21 protein-coding genes, 1 tRNA gene and 2 pseudogenes are annotated in these 18,733 nt (G+C 68.4%); 15 read left to right on the forward strand and 9 right to left on the reverse strand.

Going from position 1 to position 18,733, the window contains the following annotated elements; all coding sequences use genetic code 11:
* Positions 1 to 294 precede the first annotated feature (294 nt).
* Positions 295 to 879, reverse strand: a complete 585-nt coding sequence (locus F7R91_RS27945; RefSeq protein WP_150952725.1) for an isochorismatase family protein — start codon at positions 877 to 879, stop codon at positions 295 to 297.
* Positions 880 to 1,047: 168 nt separating this feature from the next.
* Positions 1,048 to 2,394 (reverse strand): nicotinate phosphoribosyltransferase, encoded by a 1,347-nt coding sequence (locus F7R91_RS27950; protein ID WP_150952728.1) that lies wholly within the window; start codon positions 2,392 to 2,394, stop codon positions 1,048 to 1,050.
* A 105-nt stretch (positions 2,395 to 2,499) separates the two neighbouring features.
* On the opposite strand from F7R91_RS27950, the gene clpS reads away from it, so the two are divergent.
* The 7 genes from clpS (at position 2,500) to F7R91_RS27980 (ending at position 7,322) form a co-directional block, all read left to right on the forward strand.
* Complete coding sequence (clpS, locus tag F7R91_RS27955; RefSeq protein WP_150952731.1) at positions 2,500 to 2,808, forward strand: ATP-dependent Clp protease adapter ClpS; 309 nt, start codon at positions 2,500 to 2,502, stop codon at positions 2,806 to 2,808.
* Between the two features lie 41 nt (positions 2,809 to 2,849).
* Positions 2,850 to 3,452: a DUF2017 domain-containing protein gene (locus F7R91_RS27960; RefSeq protein WP_150952735.1), complete on the forward strand. Its 603-nt coding sequence runs from the start codon at positions 2,850 to 2,852 to the stop codon at positions 3,450 to 3,452.
* Positions 3,453 to 3,807: 355 nt separating this feature from the next.
* Entirely contained in the window at positions 3,808 to 5,232 is a 1,425-nt protein-coding gene (locus F7R91_RS27965) for an amino acid permease (protein WP_150952738.1), read from the forward strand.
* Between the two features lie 134 nt (positions 5,233 to 5,366).
* On the forward strand, positions 5,367 to 5,789 hold the full coding sequence (locus tag F7R91_RS27970; protein WP_150952740.1) for a Mov34/MPN/PAD-1 family protein: 423 nt from the start codon (positions 5,367 to 5,369) through the stop codon (positions 5,787 to 5,789).
* Between the two features lie 79 nt (positions 5,790 to 5,868).
* The gene (locus tag F7R91_RS44085; protein ID WP_331000638.1) at positions 5,869 to 5,964 is read left to right on the forward strand and encodes a putative leader peptide; all 96 of its coding nucleotides are present in this window, start codon (positions 5,869 to 5,871) and stop codon (positions 5,962 to 5,964) included.
* A gap of 111 nt (positions 5,965 to 6,075) precedes the next feature.
* Positions 6,076 to 6,354: a MoaD/ThiS family protein gene (locus F7R91_RS27975; protein ID WP_150952743.1), complete on the forward strand. Its 279-nt coding sequence runs from the start codon at positions 6,076 to 6,078 to the stop codon at positions 6,352 to 6,354.
* Positions 6,355 to 6,371: 17 nt separating this feature from the next.
* Complete coding sequence (locus tag F7R91_RS27980; protein ID WP_150952746.1) at positions 6,372 to 7,322, forward strand: PLP-dependent cysteine synthase family protein; 951 nt, start codon at positions 6,372 to 6,374, stop codon at positions 7,320 to 7,322.
* Between the two features lie 3 nt (positions 7,323 to 7,325).
* On the opposite strand, the gene F7R91_RS27985 is transcribed toward F7R91_RS27980, so the two are convergent.
* Positions 7,326 to 7,784: a type II toxin-antitoxin system PemK/MazF family toxin gene (locus tag F7R91_RS27985; protein WP_150952749.1), complete on the reverse strand. Its 459-nt coding sequence runs from the start codon at positions 7,782 to 7,784 to the stop codon at positions 7,326 to 7,328.
* Between the two features lie 174 nt (positions 7,785 to 7,958).
* Between F7R91_RS27985 and F7R91_RS27990 the strand changes: the two genes are divergently transcribed.
* From F7R91_RS27990 to F7R91_RS28000, 3 genes are all read left to right on the forward strand, one after another.
* Complete coding sequence (locus tag F7R91_RS27990) at positions 7,959 to 8,510, forward strand: hypothetical protein (RefSeq protein ID WP_150952752.1); 552 nt, start codon at positions 7,959 to 7,961, stop codon at positions 8,508 to 8,510.
* Entirely contained in the window at positions 8,507 to 8,932 is a 426-nt protein-coding gene (locus F7R91_RS27995; RefSeq protein ID WP_150952755.1) for a hypothetical protein, read from the forward strand. Before F7R91_RS27990 ends, F7R91_RS27995 begins: the two co-directional genes overlap by 4 nt.
* Positions 8,933 to 9,820: 888 nt before the next feature.
* A complete protein-coding gene (locus F7R91_RS28000; RefSeq protein ID WP_150952758.1) occupies positions 9,821 to 10,573 on the forward strand; it encodes an MBL fold metallo-hydrolase in 753 nt (250 codons plus the stop codon).
* A gap of 78 nt (positions 10,574 to 10,651) precedes the next feature.
* Here F7R91_RS28000 and F7R91_RS28005 read toward each other — a convergent pair whose 3' ends face one another.
* Together F7R91_RS28005 and F7R91_RS28010 are read right to left on the reverse strand one after the other, a co-directional pair.
* On the reverse strand, positions 10,652 to 11,899 hold the full coding sequence (locus F7R91_RS28005; RefSeq protein WP_150952760.1) for a PTS transporter subunit EIIC: 1,248 nt from the start codon (positions 11,897 to 11,899) through the stop codon (positions 10,652 to 10,654).
* A gap of 128 nt (positions 11,900 to 12,027) precedes the next feature.
* Positions 12,028 to 13,350: a PTS transporter subunit EIIC gene (locus F7R91_RS28010; protein ID WP_150952763.1), complete on the reverse strand. Its 1,323-nt coding sequence runs from the start codon at positions 13,348 to 13,350 to the stop codon at positions 12,028 to 12,030.
* Between the two features lie 175 nt (positions 13,351 to 13,525).
* On the opposite strand from F7R91_RS28010, the gene F7R91_RS28015 reads away from it, so the two are divergent.
* The 4 genes from F7R91_RS28015 to rdgB all read left to right on the forward strand — a co-directional run bounded on the left by F7R91_RS28015 (position 13,526) and on the right by rdgB (position 16,223).
* On the forward strand, positions 13,526 to 13,759 hold the full coding sequence (locus F7R91_RS28015; RefSeq protein ID WP_150952765.1) for a glucose PTS transporter subunit EIIB: 234 nt from the start codon (positions 13,526 to 13,528) through the stop codon (positions 13,757 to 13,759).
* A gap of 135 nt (positions 13,760 to 13,894) precedes the next feature.
* Positions 13,895 to 14,632, forward strand: coding sequence for a ribonuclease PH (rph, locus tag F7R91_RS28020; protein ID WP_150952768.1), 738 nt, complete (start codon positions 13,895 to 13,897; stop codon positions 14,630 to 14,632).
* Positions 14,633 to 14,743: 111 nt separating this feature from the next.
* Positions 14,744 to 15,154, forward strand: a complete 411-nt coding sequence (locus F7R91_RS28025; RefSeq protein WP_150952771.1) for a hypothetical protein — start codon at positions 14,744 to 14,746, stop codon at positions 15,152 to 15,154.
* Positions 15,155 to 15,620: 466 nt separating this feature from the next.
* Positions 15,621 to 16,223: an RdgB/HAM1 family non-canonical purine NTP pyrophosphatase gene (gene rdgB, locus F7R91_RS28030; RefSeq protein ID WP_150952774.1), complete on the forward strand. Its 603-nt coding sequence runs from the start codon at positions 15,621 to 15,623 to the stop codon at positions 16,221 to 16,223.
* Positions 16,224 to 16,279: 56 nt separating this feature from the next.
* On the opposite strand, the gene F7R91_RS28035 is transcribed toward rdgB, so the two are convergent.
* From F7R91_RS28035 to bcp, 4 genes and pseudogenes are all read right to left on the reverse strand, one after another.
* Positions 16,280 to 16,352 (reverse strand) — tRNA-Leu (locus F7R91_RS28035).
* Positions 16,317 to 17,033, reverse strand: a pseudogene (locus F7R91_RS28040) (HNH endonuclease signature motif containing protein). The gene F7R91_RS28035 and the pseudogene F7R91_RS28040 overlap by 36 nt, the downstream one beginning before the upstream one ends.
* A gap of 2 nt (positions 17,034 to 17,035) precedes the next feature.
* Positions 17,036 to 17,690 (reverse strand): annotated as a pseudogene (locus F7R91_RS28045) (HNH endonuclease signature motif containing protein).
* Positions 17,691 to 17,830: 140 nt separating this feature from the next.
* Positions 17,831 to 18,298, reverse strand: coding sequence for a thioredoxin-dependent thiol peroxidase (gene bcp / locus F7R91_RS28050; RefSeq protein WP_150952777.1), 468 nt, complete (start codon positions 18,296 to 18,298; stop codon positions 17,831 to 17,833).
* A 94-nt stretch (positions 18,299 to 18,392) separates the two neighbouring features.
* Between bcp and F7R91_RS28055 the strand changes: the two genes are divergently transcribed.
* A complete protein-coding gene (locus F7R91_RS28055; RefSeq protein WP_150952780.1) occupies positions 18,393 to 18,722 on the forward strand; it encodes a DUF3618 domain-containing protein in 330 nt (109 codons plus the stop codon).
* Positions 18,723 to 18,733 lie beyond the last annotated feature (11 nt).

Raw genomic sequence — 18,733 nt, forward strand, 5'->3', positions numbered from 1 at the left:
CTGCCATTCGGCTCACCCGAAGAAGCCCTCGACTGTGCCTGCGGCCTCTACCTCAACGACCCCACCGCCTGGACCACACCACCCTCCACGAACTAACGCGGAGCAGCACTAGGGCCTGTCGTTTGGATCAGGCCGGCCGTGAGGTACGGAGCCGTTCGGCCGACCCGAGCGGGGTCTGGTGCGTGCAGCTGCAAGGCGGAGGAGGGCGTCGACGCGGAGCGTCGGCAACCGACGACAACGCGGCAGATGTGCGTGCCAGACCCCGCGACGCCGGGCTGATCCAAACGACAGGCCCTAGACGACGGGCTTCCCGGAGAGCTCCACGCCCGCCTCCCGCAGCTCCTCCATCGCCCGGTCCGTGGTGTCCTCGGCCACCCCGGCCGTGAGGTCGAGGAGGACCGTCGTGCGGAAGCCCTCGCGGACGGCGTCCAGTGCGGTGGCGCGTACGCAGTGGTCGGTCGCTATGCCCACGATGTCCACCTCGTCGATCCCGCGGGCCCGCAGCCAGTCGCCCAGTGGGACCCCGTTCTCCTCCTGGCCCTCGAATCCGCTGTACGCCGCCGCGTACGCCCCTTTGTCGAAGACGGCGTCGATCGCGCCGGAGGCGACGGCCGGGGTGAAGTTCGGGTGGAAGCCCACGCCCTCCGTGCCGGCCACGCAGTGCGCGGGCCAGGAGTGCACATAGTCGGGGTTGTCGGCGAAGTGTCCGCCCGGGGCGATGTGGTGGTCGCGGGTCGCCACCACATGCCGGTATCCGGCGGGCGCCTGCCCGATCAGCTCGGTGATGGCGGCGGCCACATCGGCACCCCCGGCCACCGCGAGGCTGCCTCCCTCGCAGAAGTCGTTCTGCACGTCTACGACGATCAAGGCGCGGCGCATGGTCGGTGTCCTTCGACTATGGGTTCGGGAGAGAGGAAGGGGTGCGGGCCCAGGCGGTGACAGTCGGTGAACTTCCGAGCCTATTGACTTCGGGCACGGTGCGGGAAGGGGTGTTTCGGAGCGCGTTTCCTGGCGCTTTTCCGTGCTGTATGCGGATGGGCACCTGCTTTAGCTACCCGAGCGTGACGGGACGTACTCCGTCGGAATGACCGGTTCCCCGCGCGACAGCTGGGTCGCCGACAACGGCAGGCCGGCGCGGGCGGCCGCGTGCCGCTCGCGGGGCACGTCGAGCGGTTCGCGGGCGACCACCTCGCCGCCCTTGACCAGCTCGATCAGGAGCTCCTGGCCGGCGAGCGCGGACGGAACGGGCCCGGTGCCGACGACCTCCGCCTCCGCCACCCCGTACTCGTCCAGCCGCCGCGCGGCCCACTTGCGGCCGCCGATGGACGTCTTGCCGCCGGTGGACTTCTTCGCCACGGGCAGCAGCGGTGCCCTCCGGTCGGCGGACTCGGCGCGCGCGACCAGCTTGTAGACCATCGAGCAGGTCGGGTGGCCGGAACCGGTCACCAGCTGGGTGCCGACGCCGTACGCGTCCACGGGCGCCGCGGCCAGTGAGGCGATCGCGTACTCGTCCAGGTCCGAAGTCACGACGATCTTCGTGTCGGCCGCGCCCAGCTCGTCCAGCTGCTGCCGCACCCGGTGCGCCACCAGCAGCAGGTCGCCGGAGTCGATCCGTACGGCACCCAGCTCGGGCCCGGCGATCTCGACGGCCGTGCGGACGGCCTCGGCGACGTCGTACGTGTCGACGAGCAGGGTCGTGCCCCGGCCCAGCGAGTCGACCTGGGCCCGGAAGGCGTCGCGCTCGCGGTCGTGCAGCAGGGTGAAGGCGTGCGCGCTCGTCCCGACCGTCGGGATGCCGTAGCGGAAGCCCGCCGCCAGATCGGAGGTGGTGGTGAAGCCGCCGATGTACGCGGCGCGCGCGGCGGCCACAGCGGCCAGCTCGTGGGTGCGCCGGGCGCCCATCTCGATCAGCGAGCGGTCGCCCGCGGCGGAGGCCATCCGGGAGGCCGCCGCGGCGATCGCCGAGTCGTGGTTGAGGACGGACAGGATCACGGTCTCCAGCAGCACGCACTCGGCGAAGGTGCCCTCCACACGCATGATCGGGGAGCCCGGGAAGTAGACCTCGCCCTCGGGGTAGCCCCAGATGTCACCGCCGAAGCGGTACGACGCCAGCCACTCCAGGGTGTCCTCGTCGACGATCTTCCGCTCGTGCAGGAAGCCGAGGACGTCCGCGTCGAAGCGGAAGTTCTCGACGGCGTCCAGCACCCGCCCGGTGCCCGCCACCACGCCGTAGCGGCGCCCGTCGGGCAGCCGGCGGGTGAAGACCTCGAAGACGCTGCGCCGCTCGGCGGTGCCCGCTTTCAGCGCGGCTTGCAGCATCGTGAGCTCGTACTGGTCGGTGAAGAGCGCCGTCGAGGGGACGTCCACCGGCAGCCCCAGGTCCGCTGTGTTCATGACGCGGATACTACCCCCATTTCGTCACTCTGACGATTTCAGGTCGAGTGCCTGTCTGCGGTGCCGGTTTGTGCGTCCACCCCCCTCGGGTGGCAGCATGGCACTGTGACGTCACCCGCTCCCCTTGAGATCGAACGCACCGAGTCGGCGGAGGAGGTCTTCGCCGTACCCGAGCCGGACGTCCCCTGGGTCACGATCGTGCACAACGACCCGGTCAATCTGATGAGCTATGTGACGTACGTCTTCCAGACGTACTTCGGCTACACCAAGGACAAGGCCACCAAGCTCATGCTCGACGTCCACCACAAGGGCCGGGCGGTCGTCTCCAGCGGTACCCGCGAGGAGATGGAACGCGACGTGCAGGCCATGCACGGCTACGGCTTGTGGGCCACCCTCCAGCAGGACCGGAAATGACCCGACCCAGCGCGCAGGACCGGAAGTAGCGAACTTTCTTCATGCCCGGACAATTCGAACCACTCCCCGGCGGCGGCGCGGCCGTCGCGCTCGACGACGTCGAGATCTCCATCATCCGGTCGCTGGCCGTCCAGCTTCTGCAGCTCATCGGTCCCGGTCCCGCCGAGGACGCGCCGGACGACCCGCTCGCCGAGCTGTTCGCCGAGGGCCCGAGCGAACCGCCCGCCGACCCGGTGCTGCGCCGGCTCTTCCCCGACGCCTACGGCGGTCCGGAGGAGGCCCCGGGACCCCAGGAGGCCGAGGAGTGGCGGGCCTACTCCGCCGAGTTCCGCCGCTACACCGAGAACGACCTGCGAGCGGGCAAGCGTGAGAACGCGCTCGCGGTGATCCGGTCCCTGGACGCGCTGTCGTCTGCGGGGGACACGGGGGCGGTGCTCAAGCTGTCGGCGCAGGAGTCGATGCAGTGGCTGAGCGCCCTCAACGACCTGCGTCTGGCCATCGGCTCCCGGCTGGAGATCACCGACGAGGACGACACCGAACTCCTCTACCGGCTCCCGGAGGAGGACCCGCGCAAGCCGATGGTGATGGCGTATCTGTGGCTGGGCGGGCTTCAGGAGACCCTCGTCGCCACGCTTATGCAATGACTTGCGCCGACTTGTGACGGTGTTGTGTTCGCTCAGCGGACGCTCAAATCCGGATAACGATCATGTCACCGCGACGGCCGGGAGTGCCCCGGTTCTGTCCGCTTCACCCCCTTCTTCTTGTGGCATGCGCCACTTCTCTCCCCGTCGATCAATGATGCGGCCGTGATAAATCTTCACGACCGCCCGGCGAACACCACCCATGTGCCAGCCGGGTGCGCCACCGAGCCGGCGATCGCCGGCCAGGCAGTGAGCGGGCTCCCGGAGCCCGCTCAACTCCATCAATCCGGGGGGATCGAGGCCCGATCCGAGGCCGACGAGAGGCCCGGATCGGCATGGAGAAAGGGCGCACCACCATATGACCTCCGCTCAGGTCGACACGGAGAAGACCTCCGAAGAGGGGTACGAGCGCGGACTCGGCAGCCGCCAGGTCCAGATGATCGCGATAGGCGGCGCCATCGGCGTCGGTCTCTTCCTGGGAGCCGGGGCGAACATCGCCAAGGCCGGCCCCAGCCTCATCCTGATGTACGCCCTCGCGGGCGCCATCGTCTTCTTCATCATGCGGGCGCTCGGCGAGCTCCTGCTCTACCGCCCGGTCTCGGGCTCCTTCGCGGAGTACTCCCGCGAGTTCCTCGGCCCGTTCTTCGGCTACTTCACGGGCTGGACGTACTGGCTGATGTGGGTCGTCACGGGCATGGCCGAGCTGACGGCCGCCGCGATCTACGTCAACTACTGGTTCCCGGCCGTCCCGCAGTGGGTGACCGCGCTGGTCTTCCTGGTCGTCCTCTTCGTGGCCAACCTGATCTCGGTGAAGCTCTTCGGCGAGATCGAGTTCTGGTTCTCGATGGTCAAGGTCACCGCACTGATCGGCATGATCGTCATCGGCCTGGGCGTGCTGACCTTCGGCTTCAGCTCCGCCGGTGACACCGCCGCCGTCTCCAACCTGTGGGCCTTCGACGGCTTCTTCCCCAAGGGCATCGGCTCGTCCCTGATGACCCTCCAGGGCGTCATGTTCGCCTACCTCGCCGTCGAGCTCGTCGGCGTCACCGCCGGTGAGTCCGAGGACCCGGAGAAGACCCTCCCCAAGGCGATCAACACCCTGCCCTGGCGCATCGCCCTGTTCTACGTCGGTGCCCTCACCGTCATCCTCTGCGTGGTGAAGTGGACCGAGTTCGCGGAGGGCGTCAGCCCCTTCGTGAAGGCCTTCGCGATGATCGGCATCCCCGCCGGCGCCGGCATCGTCAACTTCGTCGTCCTCACCGCGGCCCTGTCCTCGTGCAACTCCGGCATGTACTCGACGGGCCGCATGCTGCGCACCCTGGCCGACAGCGGTGAGGCCCCCGCGGTCTTCAAGAAGCTGTCCGCCACCAAGACGCCCGCGTTCGGCATCATGGTCTCGGTCCTCTTCATGGGCATCGGCGTGGTGCTGAACTACATCGTCCCGGAGAAGGCCTTCGGCTACGTCACCTCCGTGGCCACCGCGGCCGGCATCTGGACCTGGCTGATGATCCTGGTCAGCCATGTCCTCTACCGCCGAGCGGTCGTCGCGGGCCGCCTGCCCGCCTCGTCCTTCCCGGCGCCGGGCGGCGCGGTGTGCTCGTACATCGCCATCGCGTTCCTGCTCTTCGTCACGGGCCTCATCGCGTACGACGCCGACTCCCGCGTCTGCCTGTATGTGATGGCCGGCTGGGCCGCCGCCCTCGGTGTCGGCTGGGTGATCCTCAAGGGCCGCAACCCGCAGGTCACCGAGCGCCGCGAGCCGGAGCTCGAGAAGGTCGGCTGACCACCGTCCAGGACGTCCGGCCGCAGGGAGCTCTCGTGGCGCCCTCTGTGTGACCGCCGCTCAGGACGTCCGGCATCCGGGCCGTTCCGTACCACCCATCGGTACGGAACGGCCTTCTGCTTATCCTGACCCCCATGCTGACCATCACCCAGGCCCTGCACGACCAGATCGTCGCCCACGCACGCCAGGACCACCCCGACGAGGCGTGCGGAGTGGTCGCGGGCCCGGCGGGCTCGGGCCGCCCCGAGCGCTTCATCCCGATGCTGAACGCCGCCCGCTCGCCCACCTTCTACGAGTTCGACTCCCAGGACCTGCTCAAGCTCTACCGCGAGATGGACGACCGCGACGAGGAGCCGGTGGTCATCTACCACTCCCACACGGCGACCGAGGCCTACCCGTCCCGGACCGACATCTCGTACGCCAACGAGCCGGGCGCGCACTACGTCCTGGTGTCCACCGCGGACACCGACGGGGCCGGTGACTTCCAGTTCCGCTCGTTCCGCATCGTGGAGGGCGAGGTCACGGAGGAAGAGGTCAAGGTCGTGGAGGCCTACTGATCCCGCATTTCGGTCAGCGGCCTTCCACAATGCGAGATCACACTCCGGGATCCGGACCGGGAATCGATACGATGACCCCATGGTTGTGAACGACGTGAGCCCCAAGACGCCGAGCGTGCTGCTCGTGGCGCGGCTGCACGTCGACCTGTGCAGGCTGAACAGCGCCATCTGTTGACGTTCCCTGCCGCCGTACGGCCGTGAGCCGCGGCGCACCCCCAGCGCGAAAGCCTGGGTGCCTCCATCGCGCGCCCACCGACCACACCCTTCCCGACAGGAGCCCGCCACCATGGCCATCGAGGTCCGCATCCCCACCATCCTCCGCCAGCACACCGACGGTCAGAAGGCGGTGGAGGCCAAGGGGGACACCCTCGCCGAGCTCTTCGCCGACCTCGAGACCCGGCACGCCGGCATCCAGGCCCGTATCGTCGACGGCGGCGAGCTGCGCCGCTTCGTCAACGTCTACCTGAACGACGAGGACGTCCGCTTCCTCGACGGCATCAGCACCAAGGTCGCCGACGGCGACAACGTGACGATCCTGCCGGCCGTGGCCGGCGGCATGGCCTGACAGGCAGCCGCGCGCTCATGCGTTACGACTCCCCGCTGGCTGCGGTGGGCAACACCCCTCTGGTGCGCCTGCCGCGGCTCTCGCCGTCCGCCGACGTCCGTATCTGGGCGAAGCTGGAGGACCGCAACCCGACCGGCTCCGTCAAGGACCGTCCGGCCCTGTACATGATCGAGCAGGCGGAGAAGGACGGCCGTCTGACGCCCGGCTGCACCATCCTGGAGCCGACCTCCGGCAACACCGGCATCTCCCTGGCCATGGCGGCCAAGCTCAAGGGCTACCGCATCGTGTGCGTGATGCCCGAGAACACCTCGCAGGAGCGCCGCGACCTGCTCGGCATGTGGGGCGCCGAGATCATCTCGTCCCCGGCCGCGGGCGGCTCCAACACCGCCGTACGCGTCGCCAAGGAACTCGCCGCCGAGCACCCCGACTGGGTGATGCTCTACCAGTACGGCAACCCGGACAACGCCGGCGCCCACTACGCGACGACCGGCCCCGAGATCCTCGCCGACCTGCCGTCCATCACCCACTTCGTGGCCGGTCTCGGCACCACGGGCACCCTCATGGGCGTCGGCCGCTATCTGCGCGAGCACAAGCCGGACGTCAAGATCGTCGCCGCCGAGCCGCGCTACGACGACCTCGTCTACGGACTGCGCAACCTCGACGAAGGCTTCGTACCCGAGCTGTACGACGCCTCCGTCCTCACCACCCGCTTCTCGGTCGGCTCGGCCGACGCGGTCACCCGTACCCGCGAACTCCTCCAGCAGGAGGGCATCTTCGCGGGCGTCTCCACCGGCGCCGCGCTGCATGCGGCGATCGGCGTCGGCACCAAGGCCGTCAAGGCGGGCGAGAGCGCGGACATCGTGTTCGTCGTCGCCGACGGCGGCTGGAAGTACCTCTCGACGGGCGTCTACACGGCCGCCACCACGGAGGAAGCAATCGAGACCCTGCAGGGCCAGCTCTGGGCGTGAGGCCTACCCGGCGAGGTGACGGACCTGGTCCCACAGGATCGGGTCCACCACCCCCACCCGCCGACGGAAGTCCCCCACCGGGACCTCGCGCAGCTCGCCCGTCTCCAGGAAGCTGGGGCGGCCGCGGGCGTCCCCCACGGCGCCCGGCGGCAGCGGGATCACCCCGGTCCGCTCGTCGTGGTACCTGCTGGTGATCTTCGCAACGGTCGCCCGCCGCCCGCGCACCGAGAGGACCAGGCACGGCCGGTCCTTCGCCCCCGGGCCGTCCTCGTGGGGGACGTTCGCCCACCAGATCTCCGTAGGCCGCGGCAGCGCGGCCCGCCCGCTCCGTCCCGTCGCCCGCCCGGGCGACCGGCCCCGGCGACCCTCCGGCCGACGGCCGCGTCCCCAGCCGTCGATGAGCGTGGCGACCAGGGCGAGCAGTACCACCGCCGCGAGCGCAAGCCACCAGGACGTGTCCATGCGGACGACGTTACCGGCGCGCAATCCCCGCCGCGCGCCCTCTCACGCACCCTCGCGAGGATCCGCACCCTCGCCCACCCGTCTCGGGCTGCCCATACGCCGCGACCGAGCCGAACCGGAGAGGCTCGACATTCAGGCACGGAGTATGCCCTGGCGTTCCCGAGGTTTGCGGCCTTGCCCACCGCATCGGCCGCCTTCACCACATCGGGATTCCTGCCGAACTCAGCGCGCATGGCCTTGGCGAACTTGGTAGCGCTGACGACCTCCCCATCACCACCCAGCAGGCGTTCCAGTCGGGTAGCCCCAGGCCGTGTTTCCCTCGCCCCGATCTGGCGCAGCGCATCCTTCGCGCGCACTGCTTTCGCGCCGCGGGCCGAGCAGGACCATGCCGTTCCTCCACAGGCAGTGATCGCTCAACTGGCCAACGAGGACGTCCCCGGCGGAAGGGCGACAAAGGTTGACGTGGCAGGGGCACCTGCACTCCGCCGCGCCTACCGCTCCACCGTTGACGAGGAGAAGCCGAGTTCCGCCCCCGAAGCCGTAGAGCAGGCCGCCCTGCCGACGCAGCGGGTCGACTATGTGATCCCCGTGCCGGACGATCCCGGTCGCTGGATCAGCATCAACTTCTCCACACCGGGTGACGGCGATATCGACAGTGAATTCACAGGAGTGCTGGTCGAGTTGTTCGACGCGGTGGTCGGCACGTTCAGATGGAGTTATGAGTGAGCTGGCTCAACGTCAAGCACGCCATGGATCTCTCCCCTTGGATCCGCATCCCGCTCCCCGCGTTTGTCGACCTGGTGGAGATCGAGGAGGGCGAGGACCGGGAAACGGCACTGCGTGAGCTGACCCACGCCGACGCGAGCTACACCGTCGAGCCCCCCATCGTCGAGGACTTCGACTCCCCGCATCTGGGAACCGGCTTGCGGGTACTGCGCTACTACCAGGACGAAGACAGCAACGAGGTGCACGTCGGCCTCCGCTATGCAAGGCGCTACGAGAAGGGCACGGAAGCCGCGGACGTCCTGATCATCCTGGCCGATCCTGACGCCGGCCGGATCCTCCGAGCGCTCGACGATATCGACGAATTCGCCCGCGCCATCCGGATAAGCCCGGATGAAGAAGCAGATACCTGGAAGGCCTCATGATCCTGGCCGGTGGCACCTGGCCCGCCCGTCGGAGGGTGTGAAGGTGTGCGCGCAGCACAGCACCAAGACCAAGAAGGTCGTGGCGAGTGCCGGCCAGGCAGCGGCAAGCGGTGGCAGGTCCGCTACCGCGATCCGTCCGGGGCTCAGCGCCAAAAGAACTTCGAGCGCAAGCCGGACGCCGACCGTCGCGCGGCCGAAATAGGCGCCGACCTGTCCGGCGGCTCTACGCCTACCCGATCTTCGGCGACCGGCGGCTGACATCGATCCGGCCCGGTGAGCTGCAAGCCCTGCTGACCGACCTGGTCCGTGATCAGCTGATACCGGCGCCCCCTGCGCCGGGCTGAAGGCTGTGGAGGTCCCTCACACTGAGATCTCCCCGCTCACGGCAGTGCAGGCGCCCTGGGCGAGCTGCGGCGCACCGTAAAGGTCGAGCAGCAGGTACAGCGGGCTTACGCTGGCGTGGTGGTGTGCCCGCCCAGGACGAAGCGGTCGTACGGCACGGTGCTGGTTCCCCAGGCCGTCATCGACGCCGTCGCCCCTGATCAGACAGGGGAAGGGGCCGAAGACAGTGGCCGCGCGTCTCGGCGACACGGTTACGGTAGCTATGGAGACATACGGCCGCTTTTTCCCTGACGAGGACAAGGACACCCGCGAGGCGGTGGAGGAGTTTCTGTCCGAGGCAGCGTGATGTGCCCTCGTTGTGCCCTCGGATCTTGGCCGAACAGCTGAACACCAAGTAGCTCGGATGGTGGCGCCGGACAGGTGAGTTCGCCCACAACAGCCCTTGCCGGAGGAGCGACAGGACCTTTTGCGCCTTACGCTCGTCGAACCGCACGACCCCCGTCTCCCCTCTCGAAACGTTTTCCCGCCAGCGGAGGTTTCTGCTTTATGAAGCTCACCGTCGTCGGCTGCTCGGGGTCGTTCCCGTCCGCGGAATCGGCCTGCTCGAGCTACCTCGTCGAGGCCGACGGCTTCCGGCTGCTTCTCGACCTGGGCAACGGCGCCCTGGGCGAGCTGCAGCGCCACTGCGGTCTCTACGACCTCGACGCGATCTTCCTCAGCCATCTGCACACCGACCACTGCATCGACATGTGCGCGTACTTCGTCGCGCGCTACTACCGGCACGACGGCGGCCGCTGCGATCCGCTCCCCGTCTACGGACCCGAGGGCACGGAACACCGGCTGACCACCGCCTACGCCGACACCCCCACCGCCTCCTCCATGAGCGAGGTCTTCGACTTCCACACGGTCAAGCCGTCCACCTTCGACATCGGCCCGTTCACGGTCCACACCGAACGCGTGGCGCACCCCGTGGAGGCGTACGGCATCCGCGTCGAGCACGGCGGGAAGTCCCTGACGTACTCCGGCGACACGGGCCCCACCCCCGCGCTGGACGAACTCGCCCGCGACACCGACCTTTTCCTGTGCGAGGCCGCCTTCACCCACGGCAAGGAGAGCATCCCCGACCTGCACCTCAACGGCCGCGAGGCGGGTGAGTCGGCGGCCCGGGCAGGCGCCCGCCGCCTGGTGCTCACCCACATCCCCCCGTGGACCGACCCCCAGGTCAACCTCGCCGACGCGCGCGCCGTCTACGACGGGCCGGTGGAACTGGCGGCGCCCCGGCAGACGTACGAGATCTAGGACGTACGAGATCTAGAAACGTACGAGGCCCCGGAACCTCCTGGTCCCGGGGCCTTCGTCACGCCGTACGGCCGAGGCTCACGCCTTGGTGAGGTCCTCTATCTCCTCCTCGGGCTCGCGGCCCGGGGTGGGGAGGTTGAACTTGACGATCGCGAAGCGGAAGACCGTGTAGTAGATCGCCGCGAAGACCAGGCCGATCGGGATGATCATCCATGGCTTGGTGGCGAGGTTCCAGTTGAGGGCGTAGTCGATGAAGCCCGCGGAGAAGGTGAAGCCCGCGTGCACACCGAGCGCCCAGGTGATCGCCATGGACAGGGCGGTCAGGACCGCGTGGATCACGTACAGCAGCGGCGCGATGAACATGAACGCGAATTCGATCGGCTCGGTCACACCGGTCACGAACGAGGTCAGCGCCACCGAGACCATCATGCCCATCACGGCCTTGCGGCGCTCCGGGCGGGCGGAGTGCGCGATGGCGATCGCGGCGGCCGGGAGGCCGAACATCATGATGGGGAAGAAGCCGGACATGAACTGACCGGCCGTCGGGTCACCGGCGAAGAAGCGGTTGAGGTCACCGTGGACGAGCTCACCGGCCGAGTCCTTGAAGTCACCGATCTGGAACCAGGAGACGGTGTTCACGAACTGGTGCATGCCGACCGGGATCAGCGCGCGGTTGACGAGACCGAACAGGGCCGCGCCGAAGGCGCCGAGGCCGGTGATCCACTCGCCGAAGTTCGAGATGCCCTCGCCGATGGGCTCCCAGACCAGGCCGAAGAAGACGCCGACGAGCGTGCCGACGAAGGCCATGATGATCGGCACCAGCCGGCGGCCGTTGAAGAAGCCGAGCCAGTCCACCAGCTTGGTGCGATGGAAGCGCTGCCAGATCACCGCGCTCAGCAGACCCATGAGGATGCCGCCGAGGACACCGGGGTTGTTGTACGTGGCGGCCACGTCGGCACCGGCCTGGACCTTGGCCTCGGCGACCGGGAAGGCCTTCAGGACGTTGCTGTAGACCAGGAAACCGACCAGCGCGGCCAGCGCGGTCGAGCCGTCCGACTTCTTCGCAAAGCCGATCGCGACACCGATGCAGAACAGCATCGGCAGGTTGTCGAAGATCGCACCACCTGCGGTGGCGAAGACCGCCGTCACCTTGTCGGGCAGATGCAGCTTGTCGTGGATGTCCTGCTGGCCGAAACGGAGCAGAAGACCCGCCGCCGGCAGTACGGCGATCGGGAGCTGCAGGCTTCGGCCGACCTTCTGCAGGCCCTGGAACAGGCCTGATCCCCGCTTCTTCGCTGGGGGTGCGGTGGCGGTGGCGGAGCTCATACTTCCTCCATCAGGGTGGTGCGTGGTCTACACCACTCAGTGGTGTAGACCTGTTGTACACGATGGAGGTGGGATAAGGAACCCGTAAAACCCGTGAAGGTTTCGCTACGTGAAGTGACCGAAAAAGGTCAGACTTTTGTGACGTCCTCGACGTCTTCCTCGGGCTCACGGCCCGGTGTCCTCAGATCGAACTTTGTGATCGCGAAACGGAAAACCACGTAGTAGACCGCCGCGAAACACAGACCGATCGGCACGATCGCCCACGGCTTCGTCGCCAGATTCCAGTTGATGATGTAGTCGATCAGGCCGGCCGAGAAGCTGAAGCCGTCGTGGACCCCCAGCCCCCAGGTCACCGCCATCGACACACCCGTCAGCACCGCATGCACCACGTACAGCAACGGCGCGACGAACAGGAACGAGTACTCGATCGGCTCGGTGATGCCCGTGACGAACGACGTCAGGGCCACCGACAGCATCAGACCGCCGATCTCCTTGCGGCGGCTCGGCCGCGCACAATGGGTGATCGCGAGCGCCGCCGCCGGCAGCGCGAACATCATGATCGGGAAGAAGCCCGAGGTGAACAGCCCCGCATTCGGGTCGCCCGCCAGGAACATGTTGATGTCACCGTGCACCTCCGTGCCGTCCGGCTTCACATAGGTGCCGAACTGGAACCAGACGGGCACGTTCAGGAACTGGTGCAGACCGACCACCAGCAGGGCGCGGTTCGCGATCCCGAACACCCCCGCACCCCAGGCGCCCAGATCGCTCAGCCAGTCGCTGAAGTTCTCCAGCGCGTCACCGACCGGCGGCCAGACCCACAGACACAGCGCCGCGAACCCGATCGCCACGAACGCCATGATGATCGGCACCAGCCGGCGGCCGTTGAAGAAGCCGAGCCAGTCCACCAGCTTGGTGCGGTGGAAGCGGGCCCAGAAGAACGTGGCCAGCAGCCCCAGGACGATTCCGCCGAACACCCCCGGATTCTGGTACGTGAACGCGGTCACCGTTCCCTCGGTCACCTGACAGCCGGTCGCCACCGGCTTCGACCCCTCCGCACAGTCCTCCGGAAACTGGCGCAGCACATTGAAGTAGACGAGAAAGCCCACCACCGCCGCGAGCGCCGTCGACCCGTCGGCCTTCTTCGCCATCCCGATGGCCACGCCCACACAGAACAGCAGTGGCAGACCGAACGAGCCGTCCAGCAGTGCGCCGCCGGCGCCCGCCATCACCTTCGAGACGTCGGTCCAGCCAAGTCCCTCGTCCCCGAAGACATCGGGCTGGCCCAGCCGGTTGAGGATGCCCGCGGCCGGGAGCACGGCGATGGGCAGCTGGAGGCTGCGTCCCATCTTCTGCAGACCCTGGAACAGCCTGTGCCGGCGGGCCCGCGCGGGGCTGATGCCCTTGCCTGCGGAGGCGGCGCTGTCCGCGCTGTCGGCGCTGTCGGCACTCATCGGGGGCTCCTCCGGGCGGGACGCGCTTGGCTACCGCCCGCGGGTGGTGTAGACCAGTTGCGAGCGGTTCCGCTGTCGTGAACGCCATCCTTCGGCACCCACGACAGGACCGCTCGCAAAGATGGGCCAACTGTGGGTTACTGCGACAAAGCGGTTCGGATCAGGGAGAAAGAGCATGGCCACCAAGGCTGAGAAGATCGTTGCCGGGCTCGGCGGCATCGACAACATCGAAGAGATCGAAGGCTGCATCACCCGCCTCCGGACCGAGGTCGCCGACGCGAGCAAGGTCGACGAAGCCGCTCTCAAGGCCGCCGGAGCACACGGCGTCGTCAAGATGGGCACCGCGATCCAGGTCGTCATCGGCACCGACGCCGATCCCATCGCCGCGGAGATCGAAGACATGATGTGAGCAGGGTGAGCCTCGTGGGCTCACCCGCACGGGGCGTCGCCAGGAGCGTCGTCACGGACGCCGTCAGGGGCTCTTCCCGCCGGGTTACCACCACGGGGAGGAGCCCCTTCCCTCGGTGCGGCTAGGCTCGTCGCCATGTCTCGAATCGACGGCCGCACCCCCGAACAACTCCGCCCGATCACCATCGAGCGCGGCTGGAGCAAGCACGCCGAGGGCTCCGTCCTCGTCTCCTTCGGCGACACCAAGGTCTTCTGCACCGCCTCCGTCACCGAAGGCGTCCCGCGCTGGCGCAAGGGCAGCGGCGAGGGCTGGGTCACCGCCGAGTACTCCATGCTGCCCCGTGCCACCAACACCCGCGGCGACCGCGAATCCGTCCGCGGCAAGATCGGTGGCCGCACCCACGAGATCAGCCGGCTCATCGGCCGCTCCCTGCGCGCGGTCATCGACTACAAGGCACTCGGCGAGAACACCATCGTCCTGGACTGCGACGTGCTCCAGGCCGACGGAGGCACCCGCACCGCCGCGATCACCGGCGCCCATGTGGCCCTTGCCGACGCCGTCTCCTGGGCCCAGGGCAAGAAACTGATCAAGGCCGGCCGCCAGCCGCTGACCGGGAGCGTGTCGGCCGTGTCCGTCGGCATCGTCGGCGGAGTCCCCCTCCTCGACCTCTGCTACGAGGAGGACGTGCGCGCCGAGACCGACATGAACGTCGTCTGCACCGGCGACGGACGCTTCGTCGAGGTCCAGGGCACCGCCGAGGCCGAGCCCTTCGCCCGGGACGAGCTCAACTCCCTTCTCGACCTGGCCGTTTCCGGCTGTACGGAGCTCGCCGCGATCCAGCGCGCGGCACTTGATACCGTCCTCGCAAAGTAAAGGACGCCCCAAGAAAGGCGGACGGTGCGGGCAACCGCGCCACCCGCCTTCGCGTCAGTACGGGTACCAACGGGGGCCTCCGAGGCCTGCACCAAGGGGAGGAACACGAACATGGCCGCGAGCCGACGTGCACGTCGAGTCCGCCGCAGTACCGCGATAGCCGCCACCGTGGCAGCCGTCGCACTCACCGCCGGGCTCACCACCGGTTGCGACGCGGTCAACAAGGCCCTGGACTGCGTCCAGACCGCCGAGGCCATCGCCGACAGCGTCACCGACCTCCAGCAGGCCGTGGAGAACGCGTCGAACGACCCGACCCAGGTCGACGAATCCCTCGAATCGATCGAGCAGAACCTCGACGAGATCGGCAACAAGACGGACAACGCCGACCTGAACAAGGCGACGGAGGACATGCGCCGGGCCCTGAAGGAGGTCCACACCGCCATCAAGAACGGCGACGAGACCCCCGACATCAGCGGAGTAACGGACGCGGCGGGCGAACTGACGAAGGTTTGCACGCCGTAAGGCGACGACGGTTGGGCGGGGTCGGCTGCGCCGGGGCGGCTGTGAGGCCGAGCCGACGGGCTCGGCTCGCCGGGGTCGGTTTCGCGGGGCCTGATGTCGCGCCGGCCTTGCGGGGCCGGATGCCGTGTCGGCCTCGCGGGGCCGGACCGGTGAGGTCGGATTGGCGGGGCCGGACTGGTGACGTCGGGTCGGTGAGGTCGACGCGGTAGGGCCCGGCCAGTGTCGCCGGGTCGGCGGAGCCGGGTTGGCAAGGTCTCGGGTCGGGGCCCAGCCGGTGGGATCGGGTTGGCGGAGCCGCCGGGTGGCGAGGTTGGCTCAGTCGGGCCCGGCGGGCGGAGCCATGCCCGCGAGGCCGGGGCAGCGGCCCGGGACGACAGGCCGGGAGGGTGGGCCCATGACCGCGCCGCCGGAGTGGGCCGAGTGACCGACCCGGGATACTGAACCCTGGGCCGGGATACTGAACCCCATGACACGCCTGATCCTCGCCACCCGTAACGTCGGGAAGATCACCGAACTCAGGGCGATTCTCGCCGCCGCCGGCCTGCCTCACGACCTCGTCGGTGCGGACGCCTACCCGGATGTCCCCGACGTCAAGGAAACAGGTGTCACCTTCGCCGAGAACGCCCTCCTCAAGGCACATGGCCTCGCCCGGGCCACCGGCCTGCCCGCGATCGCCGACGACTCGGGTCTGTGCGTCGATGTCCTCAATGGCGCGCCCGGCATCTTCTCCGCCCGCTGGGCAGGCCAGCACGGCGACGACAAGGCCAACCTGGAGCTGCTCCTCGCGCAGCTCTCCGACATCGCCGACGAACACCGCGGCGCGCACTTCGCCTGCGCTGCGGCCCTGGCGCTGCCGGACGGCAGGGAGAGGGTGGTCGAGGGGCAACTGCGCGGCGTACTCCGCCACACCCCCACCGGCACGAACGGCTTCGGCTACGACCCGATCCTCCAGCCGGACGGCGAGGCCCGGACGTGCGCGGAGCTGACCCCGGACGAGAAGAACGCGATCAGCCATCGGGGCAAGGCGTTCCGGGCGCTCGTACCTGTGGTGCGGGAGCTGTTGGGTTGAGTTCAACACAAGGGTCCCTCACCTTTGAAACGATGGTGAGGGACCCCTCTTGCTTGTGCGCCCGGTCGGATTCGAACCGACAAACACGACCACCTAAAGATCGCCGCTCGGCCGTTGGCGTACGGGCGCCCGCGCTGGGGCTACTTTACTGGGCCGAGCCTTCCGCCGTCGGCCCCCTCTGCACCAGGTGCTCGTGACGGCGTGGCAGTTCGGGCACAACAACCGCAGGTTCTCGCGCCGGTCGTCGCTCCAGTCCCCGTTGATGTGGTCGACCTCGAGCGTCATGGGTCTGCCGAGCCACTCACCTCCGACGCCGCACTCGATGCACTCCTCGGGCACGCCGACTTCGCGCAGGGCGCGACGCAGGAGATGTGTCCTCGTCCGCTGCATGCCCTCGTGTTTGACCAGGATGTCCTCGGGCCGGCGGAGGGGGACCGTGCCCTGCTTACCCCGCTGATGTGCCTGCCCCAGGAAGTGGGAGAGGTCCAGGCCTTCCTGGGCCGCCCACGTGCGCAACGAGGCGCGCAGTCGCTAGTCGTAGGGCTCCAGCCTCAGCGCACGCAGGGCACCAGCGATTGACGTCGCCTGCTTGACCGCACGCCGCAGTTCGTCGGCCGTGGGTTTGACGGGTTCCTGCGTCGCCGGAGTCCGACGTGGCATGTGGGAGATGTCGATGCGGAAGTGGTCGAAGCGGCTGAAGAGATAGCGGCGGAGTTTGCCGTACGGCGAGGTGCCGAAGAACGTGATGACCTCGTCGATGTCGGCACACTGCGCTGCGGCTTCGCTCAACCGCTCACGGGTGTATTGCACGCTCATAGTGCGCCGCCCTTGGTGCGGCCCTTGCCCCGCCCCCGGTAACTGTCCGTCGTCGAGTGGCAGTTGGGGCACAGGAACCGCAGATTCTCAATCCGGTTGTTGCGCCAGTTGCCGTCCATGTGGTCTACCTCAAGGGGGAGAGGATGCCCTCGCCAGACCGCTTCCGTACCGCCACAGCGCGCACCGTTCCGGCAGCCCCGAGGCCGTCATCGCCCACTTGAGCCGATCGCTCGGGATACGACGGGCCCGATCGGTCGGCTGCTCCACGAGCAGCCCCTCCGGCGTCCGGGGACGCCAGGGCTTGCCGCGCTGTGTCGGCACCCGGAAGTGCGAGATGTCGATGCCGTACGCCCTGATCCGTCGGCTGATGTGCGTGTGGTGCCCGCCGACGACTTCAAGGCCGAGATGCCGAAGCACCTCGCACATGTTCGTCGAGGCCGAGACCGCCGCTTGGAGGATCTCCCTGTTCCACTTGACCCCCTCGCGCTCGAAGTGGGACGTGTTCACCCCCAGCCTCTTCATCCGCCCCATCACGTACCGCCGGGTGGAACTTCCCGGATCCACCCCCAACCTCCCCAACGCCTCCGACAACGTCCGCGCCCCCTGAGCCGCCTCCTCCAGCCGCTCCCTCGTGTATGCGCTGGTCCCCATCGCCGCCCCCTCCGGTCAAGATCACATGTTCGTGATCTCGTACGGAGTAACGAATCGCTTGTCGGACAGTCACGCCCGACATGTAAAGCGGCCTGTACCGGTCAACCCGGTACAGGCCGCTTCCGTCAGCAGTGCGTCTCTCAGATCCCCAGGTCCTTGATGATCTTCGCCACGTGACCCGTCGCCCGGACGTTGTACAGCGCCCGTTCGACCCTGCCCTCCGCGTCCACGATCACCGTGGAGCGGATGACGCCCATGTACGTCTTGCCATAGTTCATCTTTTCGCCGAACGCGCCGTACGCGTCGAGGACCTGCTTGTCGGGGTCGGCGAGCAGGGTGACCTTCAGGGACTCCTTCTCGCGGAACCTGGCGAGCTTCTCGGGCTTGTCGGGGGAGATGCCGATGACGTCGTAGCCCGCGCCGGCGAGGACTTCCAGGTTGTCCGTGAAGTCGCAGGCCTGCTTGGTGCAGCCGGGCGTCAGCGCCGCCGGGTAGAAGTAGACGATGACCTTGCGGCCCTTGAGGTCTGCCAGGGAGACCTCGTTGCCGTCGGCGTCGGGCAGGGTGAAGGCGGGGGCCACGTCCCCGGGCTGGAGTCGCTCGCTCATCGGTCTAGCGTAACGGGGGGTCCTGACAGTGCAGCGGCCCGTACAGCTGACAGACTGTCCGGAACAAGCATCAGCAGACTTCGGAGGCCGTACGGTGGCGGACACGTCGGACACGAGAACCCCGGCGCAGATCGAGGCGGACATCAAGCGCCGCCGCGAGGTGCTGGCCGAGACGCTCGACGAGATCGGGGTGCGGGTGCACCCGAAGACGATCGTGGGGGACGCCAGGGCCAAGGTCGTCTCCAACATCGATCACACGCTCGGCCGTGCCTACGTCGGAGTCAACCGGGCCGTGAGCGACGTCAAGGCCCAGTTCGTCGACGAGGACGGGGCGCCCCGGCTGGAGCGGGTCGTGCCCGTGGCGCTCCTGGTGGTCGGGGTCGTGGGGCTGCTCGCCCTGGGGACCCGGCGCCGCAGGGGCTGACCCGGCGGCGT

The sequence above is a fragment of the Streptomyces luteolifulvus genome (assembly GCF_008806595.1).
Taxonomy (GTDB): Bacteria; Actinomycetota; Actinomycetes; order Streptomycetales; family Streptomycetaceae; genus Streptomyces; species Streptomyces luteolifulvus.